This is a genomic window from Streptomyces sp. NPDC007896, assembly GCF_042959425.1.
GTDB lineage: Bacteria > Actinomycetota > Actinomycetes > Streptomycetales > Streptomycetaceae > Streptomyces.
Map to the genome: position 1 here is coordinate 1,724,854 of NZ_JBIBKX010000001.1, position 17,233 is coordinate 1,742,086.

Annotated in this window: 14 protein-coding genes and 1 rRNA gene; 7 read left to right on the plus strand and 8 right to left on the minus strand. The window is 70.3% G+C overall.

Annotation, left to right across the window (positions count from 1 at the left end; all coding sequences use genetic code 11):
• The first annotated feature begins 61 nt into the window (after positions 1-61).
• Together ACFZDJ_RS07555 and ACFZDJ_RS07560 are read left to right on the plus strand one after the other, a co-directional pair.
• A complete protein-coding gene (locus tag ACFZDJ_RS07555; RefSeq protein WP_384910761.1) occupies positions 62-640 on the plus strand; it encodes a GNAT family N-acetyltransferase in 579 nt (192 codons plus the stop codon).
• Between the two features lie 343 nt (positions 641-983).
• Positions 984-2,159 (plus strand): DNA glycosylase AlkZ-like family protein, encoded by a 1,176-nt coding sequence (locus ACFZDJ_RS07560; protein WP_391056756.1) that lies wholly within the window; start codon positions 984-986, stop codon positions 2,157-2,159.
• Between the two features lie 43 nt (positions 2,160-2,202).
• Here ACFZDJ_RS07560 and ACFZDJ_RS07565 read toward each other — a convergent pair whose 3' ends face one another.
• The 7 genes from ACFZDJ_RS07565 to mtnA form a co-directional block, all read right to left on the minus strand.
• Positions 2,203-2,949: a response regulator transcription factor gene (locus ACFZDJ_RS07565; protein WP_067380003.1), complete on the minus strand. Its 747-nt coding sequence runs from the start codon at positions 2,947-2,949 to the stop codon at positions 2,203-2,205.
• Between the two features lie 206 nt (positions 2,950-3,155).
• On the minus strand, positions 3,156-3,848 hold the full coding sequence (gene hpf, locus ACFZDJ_RS07570) for a ribosome hibernation-promoting factor, HPF/YfiA family (RefSeq protein ID WP_373306561.1): 693 nt from the start codon (positions 3,846-3,848) through the stop codon (positions 3,156-3,158).
• A 313-nt stretch (positions 3,849-4,161) separates the two neighbouring features.
• Positions 4,162-5,112, minus strand: coding sequence for a ComF family protein (locus tag ACFZDJ_RS07575; RefSeq protein WP_390926732.1), 951 nt, complete (start codon positions 5,110-5,112; stop codon positions 4,162-4,164).
• A gap of 210 nt (positions 5,113-5,322) precedes the next feature.
• Positions 5,323-7,158: an LpqB family beta-propeller domain-containing protein gene (locus ACFZDJ_RS07580; RefSeq protein WP_391056758.1), complete on the minus strand. Its 1,836-nt coding sequence runs from the start codon at positions 7,156-7,158 to the stop codon at positions 5,323-5,325.
• A complete protein-coding gene (mtrB, locus tag ACFZDJ_RS07585) occupies positions 7,148-9,256 on the minus strand; it encodes an MtrAB system histidine kinase MtrB (RefSeq protein ID WP_391056760.1) in 2,109 nt (702 codons plus the stop codon). Before mtrB ends, ACFZDJ_RS07580 begins: the two co-directional genes overlap by 11 nt.
• A 1-nt stretch (position 9,257) precedes the next feature.
• Entirely contained in the window at positions 9,258-9,947 is a 690-nt protein-coding gene (gene mtrA, locus ACFZDJ_RS07590) for a two-component system response regulator MtrA (RefSeq protein ID WP_015659998.1), read from the minus strand.
• Between the two features lie 8 nt (positions 9,948-9,955).
• Entirely contained in the window at positions 9,956-11,101 is a 1,146-nt protein-coding gene (gene mtnA / locus ACFZDJ_RS07595) for an S-methyl-5-thioribose-1-phosphate isomerase (protein ID WP_391056763.1), read from the minus strand.
• 140 nt (positions 11,102-11,241) lie between these two features.
• On the opposite strand from mtnA, the gene ACFZDJ_RS07600 reads away from it, so the two are divergent.
• The 5 genes from ACFZDJ_RS07600 to ACFZDJ_RS07620 are packed head-to-tail and all read left to right on the plus strand — an operon-like array spanning position 11,242 to position 16,840.
• Positions 11,242-12,603: a glycerophosphoryl diester phosphodiesterase membrane domain-containing protein gene (locus tag ACFZDJ_RS07600; protein WP_391056766.1), complete on the plus strand. Its 1,362-nt coding sequence runs from the start codon at positions 11,242-11,244 to the stop codon at positions 12,601-12,603.
• Positions 12,604-12,607: 4 nt separating this feature from the next.
• Entirely contained in the window at positions 12,608-13,354 is a 747-nt protein-coding gene (locus ACFZDJ_RS07605; RefSeq protein WP_391056768.1) for a DUF4129 domain-containing protein, read from the plus strand.
• Positions 13,351-14,541: a DUF4350 domain-containing protein gene (locus tag ACFZDJ_RS07610; protein WP_391056771.1), complete on the plus strand. Its 1,191-nt coding sequence runs from the start codon at positions 13,351-13,353 to the stop codon at positions 14,539-14,541. The genes ACFZDJ_RS07605 and ACFZDJ_RS07610 overlap by 4 nt, the downstream gene beginning before the upstream one ends.
• A complete protein-coding gene (locus ACFZDJ_RS07615; RefSeq protein WP_384911216.1) occupies positions 14,541-15,530 on the plus strand; it encodes an AAA family ATPase in 990 nt (329 codons plus the stop codon). The genes ACFZDJ_RS07610 and ACFZDJ_RS07615 overlap by 1 nt, the downstream gene beginning before the upstream one ends.
• Positions 15,530-16,840: a DUF58 domain-containing protein gene (locus tag ACFZDJ_RS07620; RefSeq protein ID WP_391056774.1), complete on the plus strand. Its 1,311-nt coding sequence runs from the start codon at positions 15,530-15,532 to the stop codon at positions 16,838-16,840. The genes ACFZDJ_RS07615 and ACFZDJ_RS07620 overlap by 1 nt, the downstream gene beginning before the upstream one ends.
• Before the next feature lie 108 nt (positions 16,841-16,948).
• Here the strand turns inward: ACFZDJ_RS07620 and rrf are convergent.
• Positions 16,949-17,065: ribosomal RNA gene (gene rrf / locus ACFZDJ_RS07625) — 5S ribosomal RNA — on the minus strand.
• Positions 17,066-17,233: the final 168 nt, after the last annotated feature.

The window sequence follows — 17,233 nt, forward strand, 5'->3', positions numbered from 1 at the left end:
CCGAACCGTCACTCGCCGCAAAGGAATGGCGCCCTTTCGGCGGCCCTAGCAGAATCGGCCGATGGACCCCGTCACGCTCAACACCGACCGGCTGCTCCTGCGCGCCGTGGACTCGCACGACACCGACGCGGTGTACGAAGCCGTCCAGGACCCCGATATCCAGCGCTGGACCACGATCCCCTCGCCCTATCTCCGCGAGCATGCGACGGGCTTCACGGACCAGATGGTGCCGGACGGCTGGGCGGACGGCTCCATGTTCACCTTCGGTGCCTTCCTCCTGTCGGGGGACTTGGTGGGCATGCTCTCCATCAGCATGCGTTCCCTGGGCGTCGGCGAGGTCGGCTTCTGGGCGGCCAAGGAGCACCGCGGCTACGGCTACATCACCGAGGCCACCCTCACCGCCGCCCGCTGGGCCTTCACGAGCCTCGCCGTCGACCGTCTGGAATGGCGCGCCGAGGTCGGCAACAAGGGCTCCCGCGCGGTCGCCGAACGCGCCGGCTTCACCCTGGAAGGCACCCTCCGCTCCGCCCTCAACAACAAAGGCGTACGCCGCGACTGCTGGATCGGCTCCCTACTCCCCTCAGACCTGGGCCTGCCATCAACGGCCCCGTACTTGCCGTCCCCTCCCCCCACCCCGTAAAGCACCCCCCACCCCACCCACCGTCCAAGGCCAAGTCCAGACCTCATCAGCCCGAAGCGGGTCCGAGACGACAGCCCCAGGAGGGTCCAGGGCCACAGCCCCGCCGGGGTGGGCGAAGCCTTGCGGTGATCTGAGAGGGCAGTCCCGGCTGGATGCGAGGGCGACAGCCCTCGGGAGTCCAGAGGCACAGTCCCTGTGGGGTGCCGGGGCGCATCCCCCAGTGGGGTTCCGTGGGCGCATCCCCGCCGGCGGGGTGCAGGGGCGGAGCCCCTGGCGGGGGCTGGGGCGGGTAGGGGCGGCGGGGGCGAGTCCACTGTCAGTGGCACCGCCTACCGTGTGGAACATGACGAGCCTCCCGCGTCCCACCACCGACCTCTCCGCCGAAGAAGCCCGCCGCATCGCCCTACGGGCCCAGGGCTTCCTGGGCGCCCCCGACCGCAAGGCCGGCGTCCGCGGAATCCTGCGACACCTCGGCGCGGTCCAGCTCGACACGATCTCCGTCCTGGCCCGCTCCCACGAACTCATCCCGTACGCCCGCCTGGGCGCGGTAGGCCGCAAAGCCGTGGACCAGGCCTACTGGACCGACACCCACGCCTTCGAGTACTGGTCCCACGCCGCCTGCATCCTCCCGGTAGAGGAATGGCCCCACTTCGCCTTCCGCCGCCGCGCCTACCGCTCCCGCCCGCACTGGAACCACGACCTGCCGGACGGCACCTACGACCAGGTCATCAAGCAGCTCCGCACCGAAGGCTCCCTCACGGCCACGGAGTTGGGCGGCGCGAAGAAGACCAGCGAGTGGTGGGACTGGTCGGGCACCAAGGTGGCCGTAGAGCGCGCGCTGATGTACGGCGAGGTGGTGTGCACGGAGCGCCGCGGCTGGAAGCGGGTGTACGACCTCGCCGAGCGCGCCGTCCCCGAGCCCCTGCTCCATGACGAGCTGGACGACACGGAGTGCCTGCGCCGCCTGGTCGGCCTGGCCGGCCAGTCCCTGGGCGTCGGCACGCGCGCGGACATCGCCGACTATCACCGTCTCAAGGGCGAACAGGTCGACGCGGTGATCGCGGACTCGGGCCTGGTCCCGGTGACGGTGGAGGGCTGGGGCAAGCCCGCGTGGGCGGACCCGGCGGCCCTGGAGACACCGCCGCGCGGCCGCCACCGTACGACGCTGCTGTCCCCGTTCGACTCACTCATCTGGGAGCGGGCCCGCACGGAGCGGATCTTCGGCTTCACCCACCGACTGGAGGCGTACACGCCCAAGCCGAAGCGGGTGTACGGCTACTTCGCGATGCCGGTCCTCGCCGGGGGCCGGCTCGTCGGCCGCGTGGACCCCGCCCGCGAGGGCCGCACCCTGGTCGCCAAACAGGTCACGCTGGACGGCGCCAAGGCGGTCCCTGCCGTGGCCCAGGCCCTGCTGGAGGCAGCGAGCTGGGTGGACTGCACAAACGTACGCGTGGAACGGGTGGACGCCCCGGACCTCCGCGAGCCCCTCGCGAAGGAACTCACCCGCGCACTGGCCTGACCTGGCCGGCCGGAGTGACCGGCCCGACCTGCCTGGCGCCGACTCAGCGGATCTCGAGGATCTTCTCCCGCATCGCGTAGACCACCGCCTCCATCCTGGAGTGCAGTTGCAGCTTCTCCAGGATGTTGCGCACATGGTTCTTCACGGTGTTCTCGGAGATGAACAACTCCTTGGCGATATCCCGGTTGTTCATCCCGGTCGCGACGAGCTTGAGAACCTCCAGCTCGCGATCCGTGAGCCGCGGCGCGGGCACGAGCCGACGCTCGTCCGTCCGCTGAATCATCGACTTGAACTCGGTGAGAAGTTTCGACGCCATCGACGGGCTGATCTGCGACTGCCCGTCCGCCACCGCACGAATGGCCGTGGCCACCTCGTCCGTGGAGATCTCCTTGAGGAGATAACCGGTCGCGCCCGCCTTGATCGCGTCGTAGAGATCGGCTTCCTCGTCGCTGATCGTCAGCATGATGATCTTCGCGCTCGGAGCCACCTCCTTGATGGAGGTGCACGCCTCGATGCCGCCCCGCTTCGGCATGCGTACGTCCATCAGCACGATGTCGGGGAGCAGGTCTGCCGCCTTGTCGACCGCCTCCGCCCCGTCACCCGCCTCGCCGACGACCTGGATGTCCTCCTCGGCCGCGAGCACGATCTCCAGACCGCGGCGGAAGAGGGCATGGTCGTCCACGACGAGGACCCGAATGGGCTCCTTGCGTGGAGAGCCCGCGTCCGGGCCCATGCCGACGACGCCGCCGTCGGCATCCCCATCACGCATCGGTCCGAAGCTGTCCGCCATCGTTCCTCCCCCTGAAGGCCGTGGCCTGCGTTCCTGTGCCATCGCCAATCCGAGGCAACGACCCACCGGTTGGGGCCGGTTCGGCCATGATTCCATGCCCGGACGACAGTGCGGTGACAGAGCGGGTCGCGAAGTGGTCGCACACCGGTGCCCCTGGGGGCGCACGCGCGCTCCAGGGGCACCGGCTCAGCCGTCATCGGGGCGGGTCAGCCGCCGAGCGCACCGCCCGGCGCGTCCGGTCCGGCCTGGGTGACCATGGGGTCCGTGCTGAGGTGGATGACGCCGTAGTCGTACGCGTGCCGCCGGTAGACGACACTGGGTTCCTTCGTCTCGGAGTCGACGAAGAGATAGAAGTCGTGCCCGACCAGCTCCATCTCGTAGAGCGCCTGGTCGAGCGTCATCGGGGCGGCCACGTGGGTCTTCTCGCGAACGATGAGGGGGCCTTCGCCCATGACCTCGAGGGAGCCGATCTTCTTCGTCGGCACGCTGTCCGTGTCGTCCTCGTGGACGACGGTCCCGTTCCCGTTGAGCGTCGCGGCGCCGGGGACGTGGTCGGCGACCTCGGCGGCCGAGAGCCGGCCGTTGCCGCGGCGGGTGTAGCGCTTGTCGTGCTGCTTGCGCAGGCGGGCTTCGAGCTTGTCCGCCGCCAGGTCGAGTGCCGCGTACGGGTCACTTGCCGCCGCCTCCGCCCGGATCACCGGACCGCGGGAGTGGAGCGTGATCTCCACTCGGTCGCAACGGTCGGCCTGCCGGGGGTTGGGCTCCTTGGACACCTCCACGTCGAGGCTGATCACCTTGCCATCGAGCTTCTGGATCTTCTCCAGCTTCAGCTTCTCGGCCACGTGCTTGCGGAACCGCTCGGGCACCTCGGTCTTGCGGCCCTTGACGACGATGTCCACGCAGAACTCCGTTCCCGGATTGCTCCGCTGCACTGGCGGAGCGTCTCCCTTTTGCACCAGGCCCCGGTGAGTGCCGGAACCTCGGACTTGGTGACTTTCACCTCCTCCTCCCCCATGGGCAAGATCTACACCCCATCGCTACGGGTGATTCAGAAACCCGCAGCACAACATTCGGATGGGCGAGGTACGGCCTGCGCCATTGCCTCACAACCGAACATATCTCGCCTGGACGGATGTCGTCACCCTCTACTGCGGCGTACCTCCGTTCAGGTGAATTGACCTGGTCATTACCTGCAACGATGGAAGTTCCCGGTCAGTTCCGGTTTATTTCGAAAGAGTCCGGCGGGGCCGCGACCACGGCCGCGCAGATCATGTCGCCGACTCCGCTCATACCCGCCATTCCCCGGGCTGCTTGTGTCCGATCGGTATCCGCTGTCGTTGCCTCGGTCATCCGTTCTCCCGTTGCTTCCCCCGCTTCCGCGACGCATGCATCGACGTCCAGGTACGGATCGATGCGCGCCACCGCCGCCCGTACGGCACGGGCCGCCTCCGTCATCGAGGCGCCCGTCGTCATCAGGTCGTCCACGAGTACGACCGGGCCCCCACTCGCCAACAGCCGGACACCTCCGGCGGCCACCTCCAGGGCGCCCGCGAGATTGTCCAGTCGCTGCCGCGAGTTGAGCCCCGACTGGTCGGCCACGGCGCGCCGCTGCCGCAGCACGGCCAGCACCCGGGCCGGTGTTCCCGTGCGCCGCAGCTCCCCCGCCGCCGCGAGTGCGATCCGCCGCGCCGGGTCATGACCCCGCGCCCGCACCGCCTGCCGCGAGGACGGCAGGGGAACAAGCAGCAGAGGCCCTGTACCGGAAAGCGGGGCGCGCCCGTGACCACCCCTGGGCCGCAGTTGCCCGTTGCCGCCCCTCAGGCACCCGTCCGAGGCAGTGGGCAGCCTCTCCGGGACGGGGAGGCACAGACGCCCCAGCCCTGCCCGTACAGCCCCCGCCAGGGCCGTTCCCAAAGGTGTCGCAAGTGTCAGCGCCCCCCGTTCCTTGTGAGCGAGGAGCGTCGCGCGCACCTCGTCCTCGTATGGGGCCGCCGCGTGCACCACCGGCAGCCCGGGCGGCTCCGGATCCGGTCGCACCCGGCGCGGTACGGCCCCGCTCAGGGCGGCACGGCACTCCGGGCAGAGCACCGTGCGAGGCCTTCCGCAGCCTCCGCACTCGGCCGGCAGCACCAGATCGGTGAGGTCCTGCCACCACCCCCGCATGCCCACCACTGTGCCAACGCGCGGGCCGACCGGCCACCCCTGTGGACAACCGCCTGTGGACAACTCCACGGCCGTCACCCGTCCGGGGGACCCACCGCGCAATGGCGGCCAGGTCCACCTCGTACGACGGTCAGGTCCACCCCGTACGGCAGCCGGGCCTGCCCGAAGAGGGAGGCCCGGCGAGATCCCTACCCGGGAGGAAGAAGGTCCCTACCCGGGATAGACCGGTGCCGTGCCGTCCTTGACGATCTTCTGCCACTGCTCCCCGGACGACAGCCGCACGATCCCGTCCTCCTCCGAGTGCGCCACCAGCGGCAGTCGTTCGTCCTCGGACGCGGCGACCTCCTTCACCCCCGTCAGCGCGGAGGGCGCGGCACCCACCGCAGTGGAGCCGTCGACCTGGACGTAGCGCATCTGCTGCACCCCACCGGACTCGCGCCCGACGACGACGAGCCGGCTGTCCCCGGCCCACGACATGGCGGTGACCTCTTCCAGCTGCGGCGCCACGGAGCGCAGCTCCAGGATCGAGATGAGGGGCCGTCCGCCGGTCTTGGTGTCGCGCTGGATGCGCCCGATCTGCAGTGAGCTCTTGCCGTCCTTCTGCACGATCAGCGCGATCCGCACCCCGTCGGCGGCCACCCGCACCGCCTGGACACGGCCGTCGATGCCCGGCGCGGTGACCGCCAGCGGAGTACCCGCGCCCTTCTCCAGCAGGAGCAGCCGTGGGTTCTTCGGATCGCGGTCGGCCACCCACAGGTCGCCCTGTCCGTCCCAACTGGGCGTCGTCAGCCGGTCGTCCGCCGTCGCCCCCTGGCTGTGCAGCACCGCGTCCCCCAGCGAGGCGCCCGACACCAGCGATCCGACGTACAGCGAACTCCCGTCGGCCGACACACCGGCCGCGCTGTCCTCGCTCCGCGACACCGCGGCCGACCGCAGCTTCTTGTCGCCCACTCCCAGCGCACCGGGCACCGGCTCGGGCTGCTTGTCACTGTTGGCGCTGGGCAGCCGTACGAGCCGCTGTTTGCCGTCGATGAAGTACTCGTACTCGGGGTGCTTGGCCGTGCCGTGCGAAGCGATGGTCTGTGCCCGGCTCTTGGTGACCACGCACAACTGCGAACCGTTCGACCGCTGCAGCTCCACCTCGTCGACGCCCGTGGGCGTCAGATCCTGGAGCGTGAAGAGGAGCTGGGTGGCCATCTTGTCGCACTGGGTCTCTCCGACCCGGTCGGCCTTCTTGTTCAGCGGGACCGTCACCCTGTTGCGGTCGTCGGGCGACAACGACGTGACGCCCTTCTTCAACTCCGTGTCGGAGGGGAAGCTCGACGTCACCACCGGATCCAGCCAGCGTGTGGGCCCCTTCAGGAGTGATCGGACCATCTCCGTCATCGGGTCCACCTTGTCCCGCACATAGACGGGATCGGCGACGGTCCCCAGCAGTCCGCCCGACCCGGAGTGCACATTGGAGGCGAAGTAGTACTTGTTGACGGACACGTAGTTGCGCTGGAAGTCGGAGTTGCCCATCACCACGCCCTGCGGCAGCGCGTCGATACGCCACTGCTTGGTGTCCTTCTGCAGCGTGAGGTGCACCGTCGTCCGGTACGAACCGGCGTCCGGCGCGTACGCGTGCTGTTCGTCCACCGTGGCGACCTTGCTGCCGGAGAGCGTGTACGAGTAGTCGCCCTCCCTGGTGCCCGAGCGCTCCGACTCGGGGTTGGGGCCGTCCGCGAGGACGGTCGTGGAGCGGTACGGATCCCACGCCTTGCGGGCGCTCGCCGTCAGATACTTGCGCGCCGTCTCGTACTGCGCGTCGTCACTGGTCAGTGCCTCCAGGAAGCCCTGCACTATCTCCGCAGGCGGAGCGTTCTCGCGCGGCGGCAGCGCGAAGACGCGGACCTGCGAGTCCTGCCTCGGCGTCGACTCGACCCCGCGCAGATCCCCACTGTCCGGCATCGAGGCACACCCGGTCAGCAGCAGTGCGCCGCAGCCGATGTACACCCCCACACGCGCAGGACGCAGACGGCCGCTCCCCTCGCGGTCAGCGCCCACGAAAAGCCTCCCCTTGCCCGAGTTCCTCGGGCTCTCCTTGTCCGAGTTCTTCAGGCCCGCCGCCGCCCCGGCCACGCTCCTGCACGGTCCGCTCCCCACCTACGGCAGGCATGTCGTCCGGCCGGCGCACGGCCCCGGAGGGCCTCGGCACCACACGCGCGCCGTTGCCCGGCAGCGCCGTCGGATCGGCCGTGGGCGACGCCCCGGCCAGTCGCGGCACCACGGACGTCCGCTGCATCGGCGGTGCCGCCTTCCCGCCCGCGGCCTGCATCGGCACCGTGGCGAGCTTGTCGCCGCCGCCGGAGGGCAGTCCCGCGTCATTAAGTCCACGATTGCGCCGCGAGTCCATGGGCTCCAGGGGTATCGGAGACCCTCGCAGCGGCTCGTCCGCGGTCCGCGGCAGCGTCAGCCGGAACTGCGAACCGCCGCCCGGCTCACCCCACGCCTGCAGCCAGCCGCCGTGCAGCCGGGCGTCCTCCAGAGCGATGGACAACCCGAGCCCCGTGCCGCCGGTGGTACGCGCGCGTGCCGGGTCGGCACGCCAGAAGCGGCTGAAGACCCGGGTCGCCTCGCCGGGTTTGAGGCCTACGCCGTAGTCACGCACCGCGATGGCGACCGCCCCGCCCGCCGCGGCGAGCTTGACCACCACTTCCTTGCCGTCGCCGTGCTCCACGGCATTGACGACGAGGTTGCGCAGCACCCGCTCCACCCGCCGGGCATCCGCCTCGGCGACCACCGGCTGCTGGTCGCCGACCACGCGTATCTGCGAGCCCTTGCGCTCGGTGAGCGGCTCGGCCCCGCTGACGACACGTCGTACGACTTCCCGGAGGTCTATCGCCTCGGCCTCCAGCGCCGCCGCGCCCGCGTCGAACCGGCTGATCTCCAGCAGGTCCGCGAGCAGCGTCTCGAACCGGTCCAGCTGATCGGCGAGCAGCTCGGCCGACCGAGCGGTCACCGGATCGAAGTCCACGCGCGCGTCGTGGATGACGTCGGCCGCCATCCGGACGGTCGTGAGCGGCGTACGCAGCTCGTGCGACACGTCGGACACGAACCGGCGCTGCATCCGCGACAGGTCCTCCAGCTGCTGGATCTTCAGCTGAAGGTTCTGCGCCATCTTGTTGAAGGCCTCACCGAGCCGCGCGATGTCGTCCTCGCCGGTGACCTTCATCCGTTCCTGCAGGCGCCCGGCGGAAAGCCGCTCGGCGATCCCGGCCGCCATCCGCACCGGAGTGACGACCTGGCGCACCACCAGCCAGGCGATGGCTCCCAGGAGCACCACGACGAACAGTCCGGCCGTCGCGAGCGTCCCCTTGACCAGGCTCAGCGACTTCTCCTCCTGCGTCAGCGGGAAGAGGTAGTAGAGCTGGTACGAGTCTCCGTTGGGGTCCAGGATCTGCTTGCCGATGACCAGCGCGGCCTGCGACTCCGTGTCGTCCTTGTAGACGACCCTGGTGTAGCTCTGGGCCGCCATCGTGTTGCTGTCGACGCGGGCGCGCAGGTTCTCCGGGATGCTCAGTGTCGGATCGACGCCGCCCGAGGAACGCGGCCCGAGCCCGGCGCCACCGTTGCCGGCCGTGGTGGAGCTGAGCGTCACCACGTCGAAGGCGCCCTGGCCGCCACTGGAAAGGGAGACGACGAGTTCGCTCATCCAGCGGCTGACGTTCTTGGACGGGCGGCCGTCCGGACTCGAACCGTCGTCGCCGTTGGCCGTCACGGCCGCGTCCGCCTTCTGCTTGGCCACCGAGAAACCACCCGTGGCCTGACTCTGGGAGGCCTTCACCTTGGCGTCCAGCAGACCGTTGCGCACCTGCCCGATGACCACGAAGCCGAGCAGCAGCACAACACCCAGCGACATCAGCAGCGTCGTGACGACGATCTTGAGCTGGATGTTGCGCCGCCACAGCCTCATCACGGGCAGCAACGGACGGCGCACCCAGCGCATGAACAACCGAAGGACCGGGCTGCCCTGGACTCCGCCCTGCAGCAGCCCGCCCTCCAAGAAGCGTCCCCACCGGGAGCCCGTCACCTTCCGGCCGACAGGCCGCCCCGAACGGTCCCCCGACTCACCGGGCGCCGAAGCGGCACTGTCCCGGGACATGTCAGCTCGGTCCGGCCTTGTAACCGACACCACGGACGGTCACCACGATCTCCGGCCGCTCAGGGTCTTTCTCGACCTTGGAGCGCAGCCGCTGGACATGGACGTTGACAAGGCGGGTGTCCGCCGCGTGTCGGTAGCCCCACACCTGTTCGAGGAGCACCTCCCGCGTGAACACCTGCCACGGCTTGCGGGCCAGTGCCACCAGCAGGTCGAACTCCAGCGGCGTGAGGGCGATCGACTGCCCGTCCCGCTTCACAGAGTGACCGGCCACATCGATCACAAGATCGCCGATGGCCAGTTGCTCGGGCGCCGGTTCCTCGGAACGACGCAGCCGCGCCCTGATCCGCGCCACCAACTCCTTTGGCTTGAACGGCTTCACGATGTAGTCGTCGGCGCCCGACTCGAGGCCGACCACGACATCGACGGTGTCGCTCTTCGCGGTGAGCATCACGATCGGCACCCCTGACTCCGCCCTGATCAGGCGGCACACCTCGATACCGTCCCGGCCGGGAAGCATCAGGTCCAGGAGCACCAGATCGGGCTTGGTCTCACGGAAAGCGGCCAGCGCCTTGTCGCCGTCGGCTACGAAAGACGGCTCAAAACCTTCACCACGCAACACAATGCCGAGCATCTCGGCCAGTGCGGTGTCGTCATCGACGACAAGGACTCGTCCCTTCATAAACGACATCATCCCATTAACTAAATCGTTACCTGGCGTGACCTGCCACACAGCTCAGCGAGTGCCTCAGCTGTCACGGGCGACACAGCGCCCTCTTCGGTCACGATCGCCGTCACCAACTCGGGGGGCGTCACATCGAATGCCGGGTTGTACGCCTGGGTCCCCAGGGGTGCCACCGGTATCCCGCCTCCCGCTTCCACTCCCACCACAGGCACCTGGGGTGCTGTGACCTCGGTCACTTCATGACCGGGGCGCTGCTCGATCTCGATGGATGCTCCGTCCGGGGTGTCCGGGTCCACCGTCGTCACCGGCGCCACCACGATGAACGGCACATGGTGATACCGGGCCAGCACCGCGAGCGGATAGCTCCCCACCTTGTTCGCCACCGAACCGTCGGCAGCGATCCGATCGGCCCCGATGAGCACCGCGTCCACCTCCCCCGCCGCGAACAGTGATCCCGCCGCGTTGTCCGTGAGCAAGGTGTACGCCATTCCGTTGCGCGCCGCCTCGTAAGCCGTCAGGCGAGCACCTTGCAGCAACGGACGCGTTTCGTCCACCCACAGCCTCCGCAGCTGCCCCGCCCGATGCGCCGCGAGGGCCACCGCGAAGGCCGTACCCTCCCCACCGGACACCAACGCCCCGGTGTTGCAATGGGTCAGAATCCGGTGCCCGCCACCCGGCAGCAGCTCGTCGAGCAGCGCCAACCCATGCTCGGCCATCCGTGCACTGGCCGCAGCATCCTCCCGGTGCAGAGCCCGCGCCGCTTCGAGCGCCGCCTCGGCAGCCTGCCGCTGATCACCGGTGCCGGAGAGCGCGGCACGGTACGCCGTCTGCGCCCGGCGCACACCGACAGCCAGGTTCACCGCGGTGGGCCGGGCGCCCGCCAGCGCCTGGGCGGCATCGTCCACGTCGAAGCCGCGCGCGGCGGCGAGCGCGACTCCGTACGCCCCGGCGATACCCAGCAACGGCGCCCCTCGCACGGCCAGCGTGCGGATCGCCTCCACCAGCGCGGGAGCGTCCGTGCACACCAGCTCAACTTCCTCGGCCGGCAACCGTGTCTGATCGAGAACGACCAGCACCGGCCCTTCGGGCGGCTCGTCCCAGCGGATCGCCGGTATCTCCAGTGGCCCGTCGCCCTCGCGGAATTGCGCGTACTGATCAGCCATCCGCCCAGTCTGCCCCGTAGCAGGCGGACAATTGAAGGTGTCCACCCCATACGGGGGCCGGTCCCATGCCGGGCACACCGTGGCACGATGGCTGCCAACCTGCCCCCGCGACCGCGGACGGGCACCGTGAAGGAGCGACGATGAAAGACACTCCGGGCTGGGCCTCGCCCGGATCTGCCCCCTCCGACGGGCAGGAGCCGGACAACTCCGGCACCGCCGAGCCCCCGGAGCAGCCCGTGGACCAAGGTGGCACGAACCAGCCGGAGCCGCCCTCGAAGTGGTCCAAGGAGCAGCCCCCGCCCGGCCAGTGGTCCGCTCCCAGCCCACAGGGCCCCGGACAGGCCCCGCCGCCACCGCCCCCCGGCCCCGGCTGGGGCGGTCAGCAGCCCCCGGGCGCGGGCGGCCACGGAGGCCAGGGCGGAGGCTACGGCGGCTGGGGAGGCCCCGGCCGTGGCTACGGAGGCCCAGGAGGTCCCGGTGGCTGGGGCGGCAACTGGGGCGGTCCGCCGCCCGCCGCCAAGCCCGGCGTGATCCCCCTGCGCCCGCTCGGCGTCGGCGAGATCCTCGACGGCGCGGTCTCCACGATGCGGACCTACTGGCGTACCGTCCTGGGCATCTCGCTCACCGTCGCCGTCGTCACACAGATCGCGGTCATCCTGCTCCAGGGCCTGGTCCTGGACGACAGCGCGAGCACGGACGTCCTCAACGACCCGAGCGCCACCGCCGGCGAGCTGAGCCGCGCCCTGGGCGACACTCTGCTGAGCTCCGGCGTCGTCGTGCTCATCAGCCTGCTCGGCACCATCGTCGCCACGGCCCTGCTCACCTCCGTGACCAGCCGCGCGGTACTCGGCAAGCCGGTGACCACCGCCGAGGCCTGGCGCGACGCCAGACCCCGGTTGCCGAGGCTGTTCGCCCTGACCTTCCTGCTTCCGCTCATCGCCGTCGCGATCATCACCGTCGGCACTCTTCCCGGCCTGCTCATCGCCGTCGCCGGCTCGAGCAGCGCGGGCGCCGCGCTCGCGGTCCTCGGCGGGCTCGGCGCGGGCGTCGTCGCCCTCTGGCTGATGATCCGCTTCTCGCTCGCCTCGCCCGCCCTGATGCTGGAGAAGCAGGGCGTCCTGAAGTCGATGAGCCGCTCCGCGAAGCTCGTCCGCGGCTCTTGGTGGCGAGTCTTCGGCATCCAACTGCTCGCCACGATCATCGCCAACATCGTGGCGTCGATCGTCGTGATCCCCTTCGCCCTCATCGCCTCCGCCCTGAGCGGCGACGGCGTCGCCGGTTTCCTGAGCAGCGGCGGCAGCCCCGGCTGGACGTTCCTCATCGTCAGCGGTATCGGTTCGGTGATCGGCTCCATGATCACCTTCCCGATCTCCGCGGGCGTCACCGTGCTCCTCTACATCGACCAGCGCATCCGCCGCGAGGCCCTCGACCTCGACCTGGCCCGTGCCGCCGGTGTCCAGAACTACGGCTCCAGCACCCCCGGCACCACTCCGGGGAGCTGATGCGGTGAGTCCGGCGGGGGGAGTTCTCACAGCGGTACTGGCACTGCCGCACACCGGCGCCACGGCCGTACTCGCGCTACCGCGCGACGACGAACCACCGGTGACGATCCCGCGCGACCCCGCACGGGAGGCGGCCAAGCGCGAACTGTCCAAACGGATGTACCACGAGAACGACCCCAGCCCGGTGCAACGCGCTCTGAACACCTTCTGGGACTGGGTCGACAAACTGTTCAGCGCCGCCTCCACGGCGACTCCCGGCGGCACACTCGGACTTGTCGTCATCGTGGTGGCGGTGCTGGCGGTCGTGGCCGCCCTCTGGTGGCGCCTCGGCACCCCGCACCGCACCCCCACCTCCTCCGCCGCACTCTTCGACGATCGCCCCCGCAGCGCCGCCGAACACCGCGCGGCCGCCGAAGCACACGCCGCCCAGGGCCACTGGAACCAAGCCGTCCAGGAACGCATGCGCGCCGTCGTGCGCTCCCTCGAGGAGCGCGCCCTGCTCGACCCACGCCCCGGCCGCACCGCGGACGAGGCCGCCGCCGAAGCGGCCCGCACACTGCCCTCCCACACGGACCGACTGCGCGCCGCCGCCCGGGACTTCGACGAGGTCACATACGGCGGCCGGTCCGCGGGCTCCGACACATACCACCGCCTCACCGAACTCGACCGCGACCTCGAGCGCACCAAACCCGTACTCACCAGCAGCGCCCAGAGCACGGACCACAACAGCCGCCAGGGGGCCGCCTCATGACCGAGGCCACCCTCAGGTCCACCTCGGCGTCGCCCACCGCCCGCCAGGTGTGGACCCGCACCCGAGGCATCGTCCTCGCCGTCGTGATCCTGCTGGCGGCCGCCGTCGCGATCGCCGTGATCCGCTCCGGCGCCCAGCACGGCCGCCTCGATCCACGCTCCGCCGATCCCTACGGCAGCCGCGCCACCGCCGAACTCCTCGGCGACCGCGGGGTCTCCACGCGTGTGGTCACCACCCTGGACGAGGCCCGCGCCGCGGCCGGCGCCGACACCACCCTCCTCGTCGCCGCCCCGGACCTGCTGACCGACCATCAGCAGGCCGGCCTCCGCGCGGCGACCAAGAACTCCGGCGGCCGCACGATCCTGATCGCCCCCGACTCGCCCTCCCTCGGCACCCTCGCCCCAGGAGTCACCGCCGATCCCACGATCAGCTTCGACTCGACGCTCTCCCCCGGCTGCGACCTGCCAGCCGCCCGCCGCGCGGGCAGCGCCGACACCGGCGGCATCCGCTACAGCACCAACGACGTCGGCGCCGACGTCTGCTACCCCAGCGACGGCCTGCCCACCCTGCTGCGCATCCCGGCGGCCACCGGGAACGGCGACACCGTCGTCATCGGCGCCCCCGACATCCTCTACAACAACCGTCTCGACAAGCAGGGCAACGCCTCGCTCGCCCTCCAACTGCTCGGTTCCCGCTCCCACTTGGTCTGGTACCTCCCCTCCCTCTCAGACACCTCGGCCACCGACGCGGGCAAAAAGACCTTCCTCGATCTGCTCCCCTCGGGCTGGCTCTGGGGCACCCTTCAACTCTTCATCGCGGCAGGCCTGGCCGCCCTCTGGCGGGCACGCCGACTCGGCCCCCTCGTACCCGAACGCCTCCCCGTCGCCATCCGCGCCTCCGAAACCGTCGAAGGCCGCGCCCGCCTCTACCGCAAGGCCAACGCGCGCGACCGCGCGGCCGCCGCTCTGCGCTCCACCACCCGCACCCGACTCGCCCCCCTCATCGGCGTCTCCCCCGCCCAGGCGCATGCGCCCGAGGCACTGCTCCCCGCCCTGTCCGCCCGCCTCAACGGCGACGGACAGGCCCTGCACACCCTCCTCTTCGGCCCGCCGCCCAGCGACGACGCGGCCCTCATCTCCCTCGCCGACCAACTCGACGCCCTCGAAAGAGAGGTACGCCGTTCATGATGGCCCCGACCACTGACAACGCCGGGTACGCCGGGGATCCGGGCGCCGCCCGCTCCTCCCTGGAAGCCCTGCGCGCCGAGATCGCCAAAGCCGTGGTCGGCCAGGACCCCGCCGTGACCGGCCTCGTCGTCGCCCTCCTCTGCCGCGGACACGTTCTACTAGAAGGAGTCCCCGGAGTCGCCAAAACGTTGCTCGTCCGCGCGCTCGCATCCGCGCTCGAACTCGACACCAAGCGCGTCCAGTTCACTCCCGACCTGATGCCGAGCGACATCACCGGATCTCTCGTCTACGACGCCCGCACCGCCGCGTTCTCGTTCCAGCCCGGCCCGGTCTTCACGAACCTCCTGCTGGCCGACGAGATCAACCGCACCCCGCCCAAGACCCAGTCGTCCCTCCTCGAAGCGATGGAGGAGCGCCAAGTCACGGTCGACGGCACCCCCCGCCCGCTCCCGGAGCCCTTCCTGGTCGCCGCGACCCAGAACCCGGTCGAGTACGAGGGAACGTATCCTCTGCCCGAAGCCCAACTGGACCGCTTCCTGCTGAAACTGACGATCCCTCTGCCGTCCCGTCAGGACGAGATCGACGTCCTCACCCGCCACGCCGAGGGCTTCAACCCGCGCGACCTGCGCGCCGCCGGTGTACGCCCCGTAGCAGGCCCGGCCGACCTGGAAGCCGCCCGCGCCGCCGTGGCCAAGACATCGGTCTCCCCCGAAATCACGGGCTACGTCGTCGACATCTGCCGCGCCACCCGCGAATCGCCGTCCCTCACCCTCGGCGTCTCCCCGCGCGGCGCGACCGCCCTCCTCGCCACCGCCCGCGCCTGGGCCTGGCTGACCGGCCGCGACTACGTCATCCCCGACGACGTGAAGGCCCTGGCTCTGCCCACCCTCCGCCACCGCATCCAGCTCCGCCCCGAGGCCGAAATGGAAGGCGTGACGGCCGACTCGGTCATCAACGCGATCCTCGCCCACGTCCCCGTCCCCCGCTGATGGCGCTCACCGGACGCGCCGCCCTGCTGGCGGCCCTCGGCACACTCCCCGTCGGCATCTGGGAGCCAAGTTGGGCGGGCATCCTCGCCGTGAACGCTCCCCTGGCCCTGGCCTGCGCCTGCGACGCCGCCCTGGCCGCACCCGTACGCCGTCTCGGCCTGGCCCGCTCCGGCGACACCTCCGTACGCCTCGGCGAAACCGCCGATGTCACCCTGACCGTCACCAACCCCTCCGGCCGCCTCCTGCGCGCCCGCCTCCGTGACGCCTGGCCACCCAGCAGCTGGGAACCGGGCACCGAGGTGGCCGCCTCCCGCCACCGCCTGACGGTCCCCGCCGGCGAGCGTCGACGCCTCACCACCCGCCTACGCCCCACCCGGCGCGGCGACAGAAAGGCGGACCGCGTCACCATCCGCTCGTACGGCCCCCTCGGTCTCTTCTCCCGCCAGGGCAGCCACAAGGTGTCCTGGACCGTACGAGTCCTGCCACCCTTCACCAGCCGCAAGCACCTCCCCTCCAAACTGGCCCGCCTACGCGAACTCGACGGCCGCACCAGCGTCCTGACCCGCGGCGAGGGCACGGAATTCGACAGCCTGCGCGAGTACGTCCCCGGCGACGACACCCGCTCCATCGACTGGCGCGCCACGGCCCGCCAGACCACGGTCGCCGTGCGTACCTGGCGTCCCGAGCGCGACCGCCACATCCTTCTGGTCCTCGACACGGGCCGAACCTCGGCCGGCCGCGTGGGCGACGCCCCGCGCCTCGACGCCTCCATGGACGCGGCACTCCTCCTGGCCGCCCTGGCCTCCCGGGCCGGTGACCGCGTGGACCTCCTCGCCTACGACCGCCGGGTACGCGCCCTGGTCCAGGGCCGCTCAGCCGGCGACGTCCTCCCTTCCCTGGTCAACGCGATGGCGACCCTGGAGCCGGAGCTCGTCGAAACGGACGCCCGCGGCCTCACTGCCACGGCCCTGCGTACGGCCCCTCGCCGCTCCCTGATCGTGTTGCTGACCAGCCTCGACGCGGCCCCCATCGAAGAGGGCCTGCTCCCCGTACTCTCCGGTCTCACCCACCGCCACACAGTGCTCGTGGCTTCAGTGGCCGACCCGCACATCGCGCACATGGCTACGGCTCGGGGAAGCGCCGAGGCGGTGTACGAGGCGGCAGCCGCGGCCCAGGCCCAGACGGAACGCCATCGCACGGCCGAACAACTTCAGCGGCACGGAGTAACCGTCGTCGACGCGGTTCCGGACAACCTGGCGCCTGCCCTCGCGGATGCGTATCTGGCACTCAAGGCAGCGGGACGGCTGTAAACCGGCACAAAAAAGGGGGCCTCTCGAATCGAGAGGCCCAAAAAAATGATCCCGAACGCAGAAAACCCCCGTACCGATTTCCCGGTACGGGGGTTTTCCCTAAAATGAGTTCGGCGGCGTCCTACTCTCCCACAGGGTCCCCCCTGCAGTACCATCGGCGCTGTGAGGCTTAGCTTCCGGGTTCGGAATGTAACCGGGCGTTTCCCTCACGCTATGACCACCGAAACACTATGAAACTGTCACTACCGCACCACACCCAGTGGCCCTGGGCATGGGGTTGTTCGTGGTTTCAGAACCAACACAGTGGACGCGAGCAACTGAGGACAAGCCCTCGGCCTATTAGTACCGGTCACCTCCAGCGGTTACCCGCCTTCCAGATCCGGCCTATCAACC

Coding starts and splice junctions, on each gene's coding strand:
- ACFZDJ_RS07555 (WP_384910761.1), top strand. CDS start 62: ATGGACCCCGTCACGCTCAACACCGACCGGCTGCTCCTGCGCGCCGTG.
- ACFZDJ_RS07560 (WP_391056756.1), top strand. CDS start 984: ATGACGAGCCTCCCGCGTCCCACCACCGACCTCTCCGCCGAAGAAGCC.
- ACFZDJ_RS07565 (WP_067380003.1), bottom strand. CDS start 2,949: ATGGCGGACAGCTTCGGACCGATGCGTGATGGGGATGCCGACGGCGGC.
- ACFZDJ_RS07575 (WP_390926732.1), bottom strand. CDS start 5,112: ATGCGGGGGTGGTGGCAGGACCTCACCGATCTGGTGCTGCCGGCCGAG.
- mtrB (WP_391056760.1), bottom strand. CDS start 9,256: ATGTCCCGGGACAGTGCCGCTTCGGCGCCCGGTGAGTCGGGGGACCGT.
- mtrA (WP_015659998.1), bottom strand. CDS start 9,947: ATGATGTCGTTTATGAAGGGACGAGTCCTTGTCGTCGATGACGACACC.
- mtnA (WP_391056763.1), bottom strand. CDS start 11,101: ATGGCTGATCAGTACGCGCAATTCCGCGAGGGCGACGGGCCACTGGAG.
- ACFZDJ_RS07600 (WP_391056766.1), top strand. CDS start 11,242: ATGAAAGACACTCCGGGCTGGGCCTCGCCCGGATCTGCCCCCTCCGAC.
- ACFZDJ_RS07610 (WP_391056771.1), top strand. CDS start 13,351: ATGACCGAGGCCACCCTCAGGTCCACCTCGGCGTCGCCCACCGCCCGC.
- ACFZDJ_RS07615 (WP_384911216.1), top strand. CDS start 14,541: ATGGCCCCGACCACTGACAACGCCGGGTACGCCGGGGATCCGGGCGCC.
- ACFZDJ_RS07620 (WP_391056774.1), top strand. CDS start 15,530: ATGGCGCTCACCGGACGCGCCGCCCTGCTGGCGGCCCTCGGCACACTC.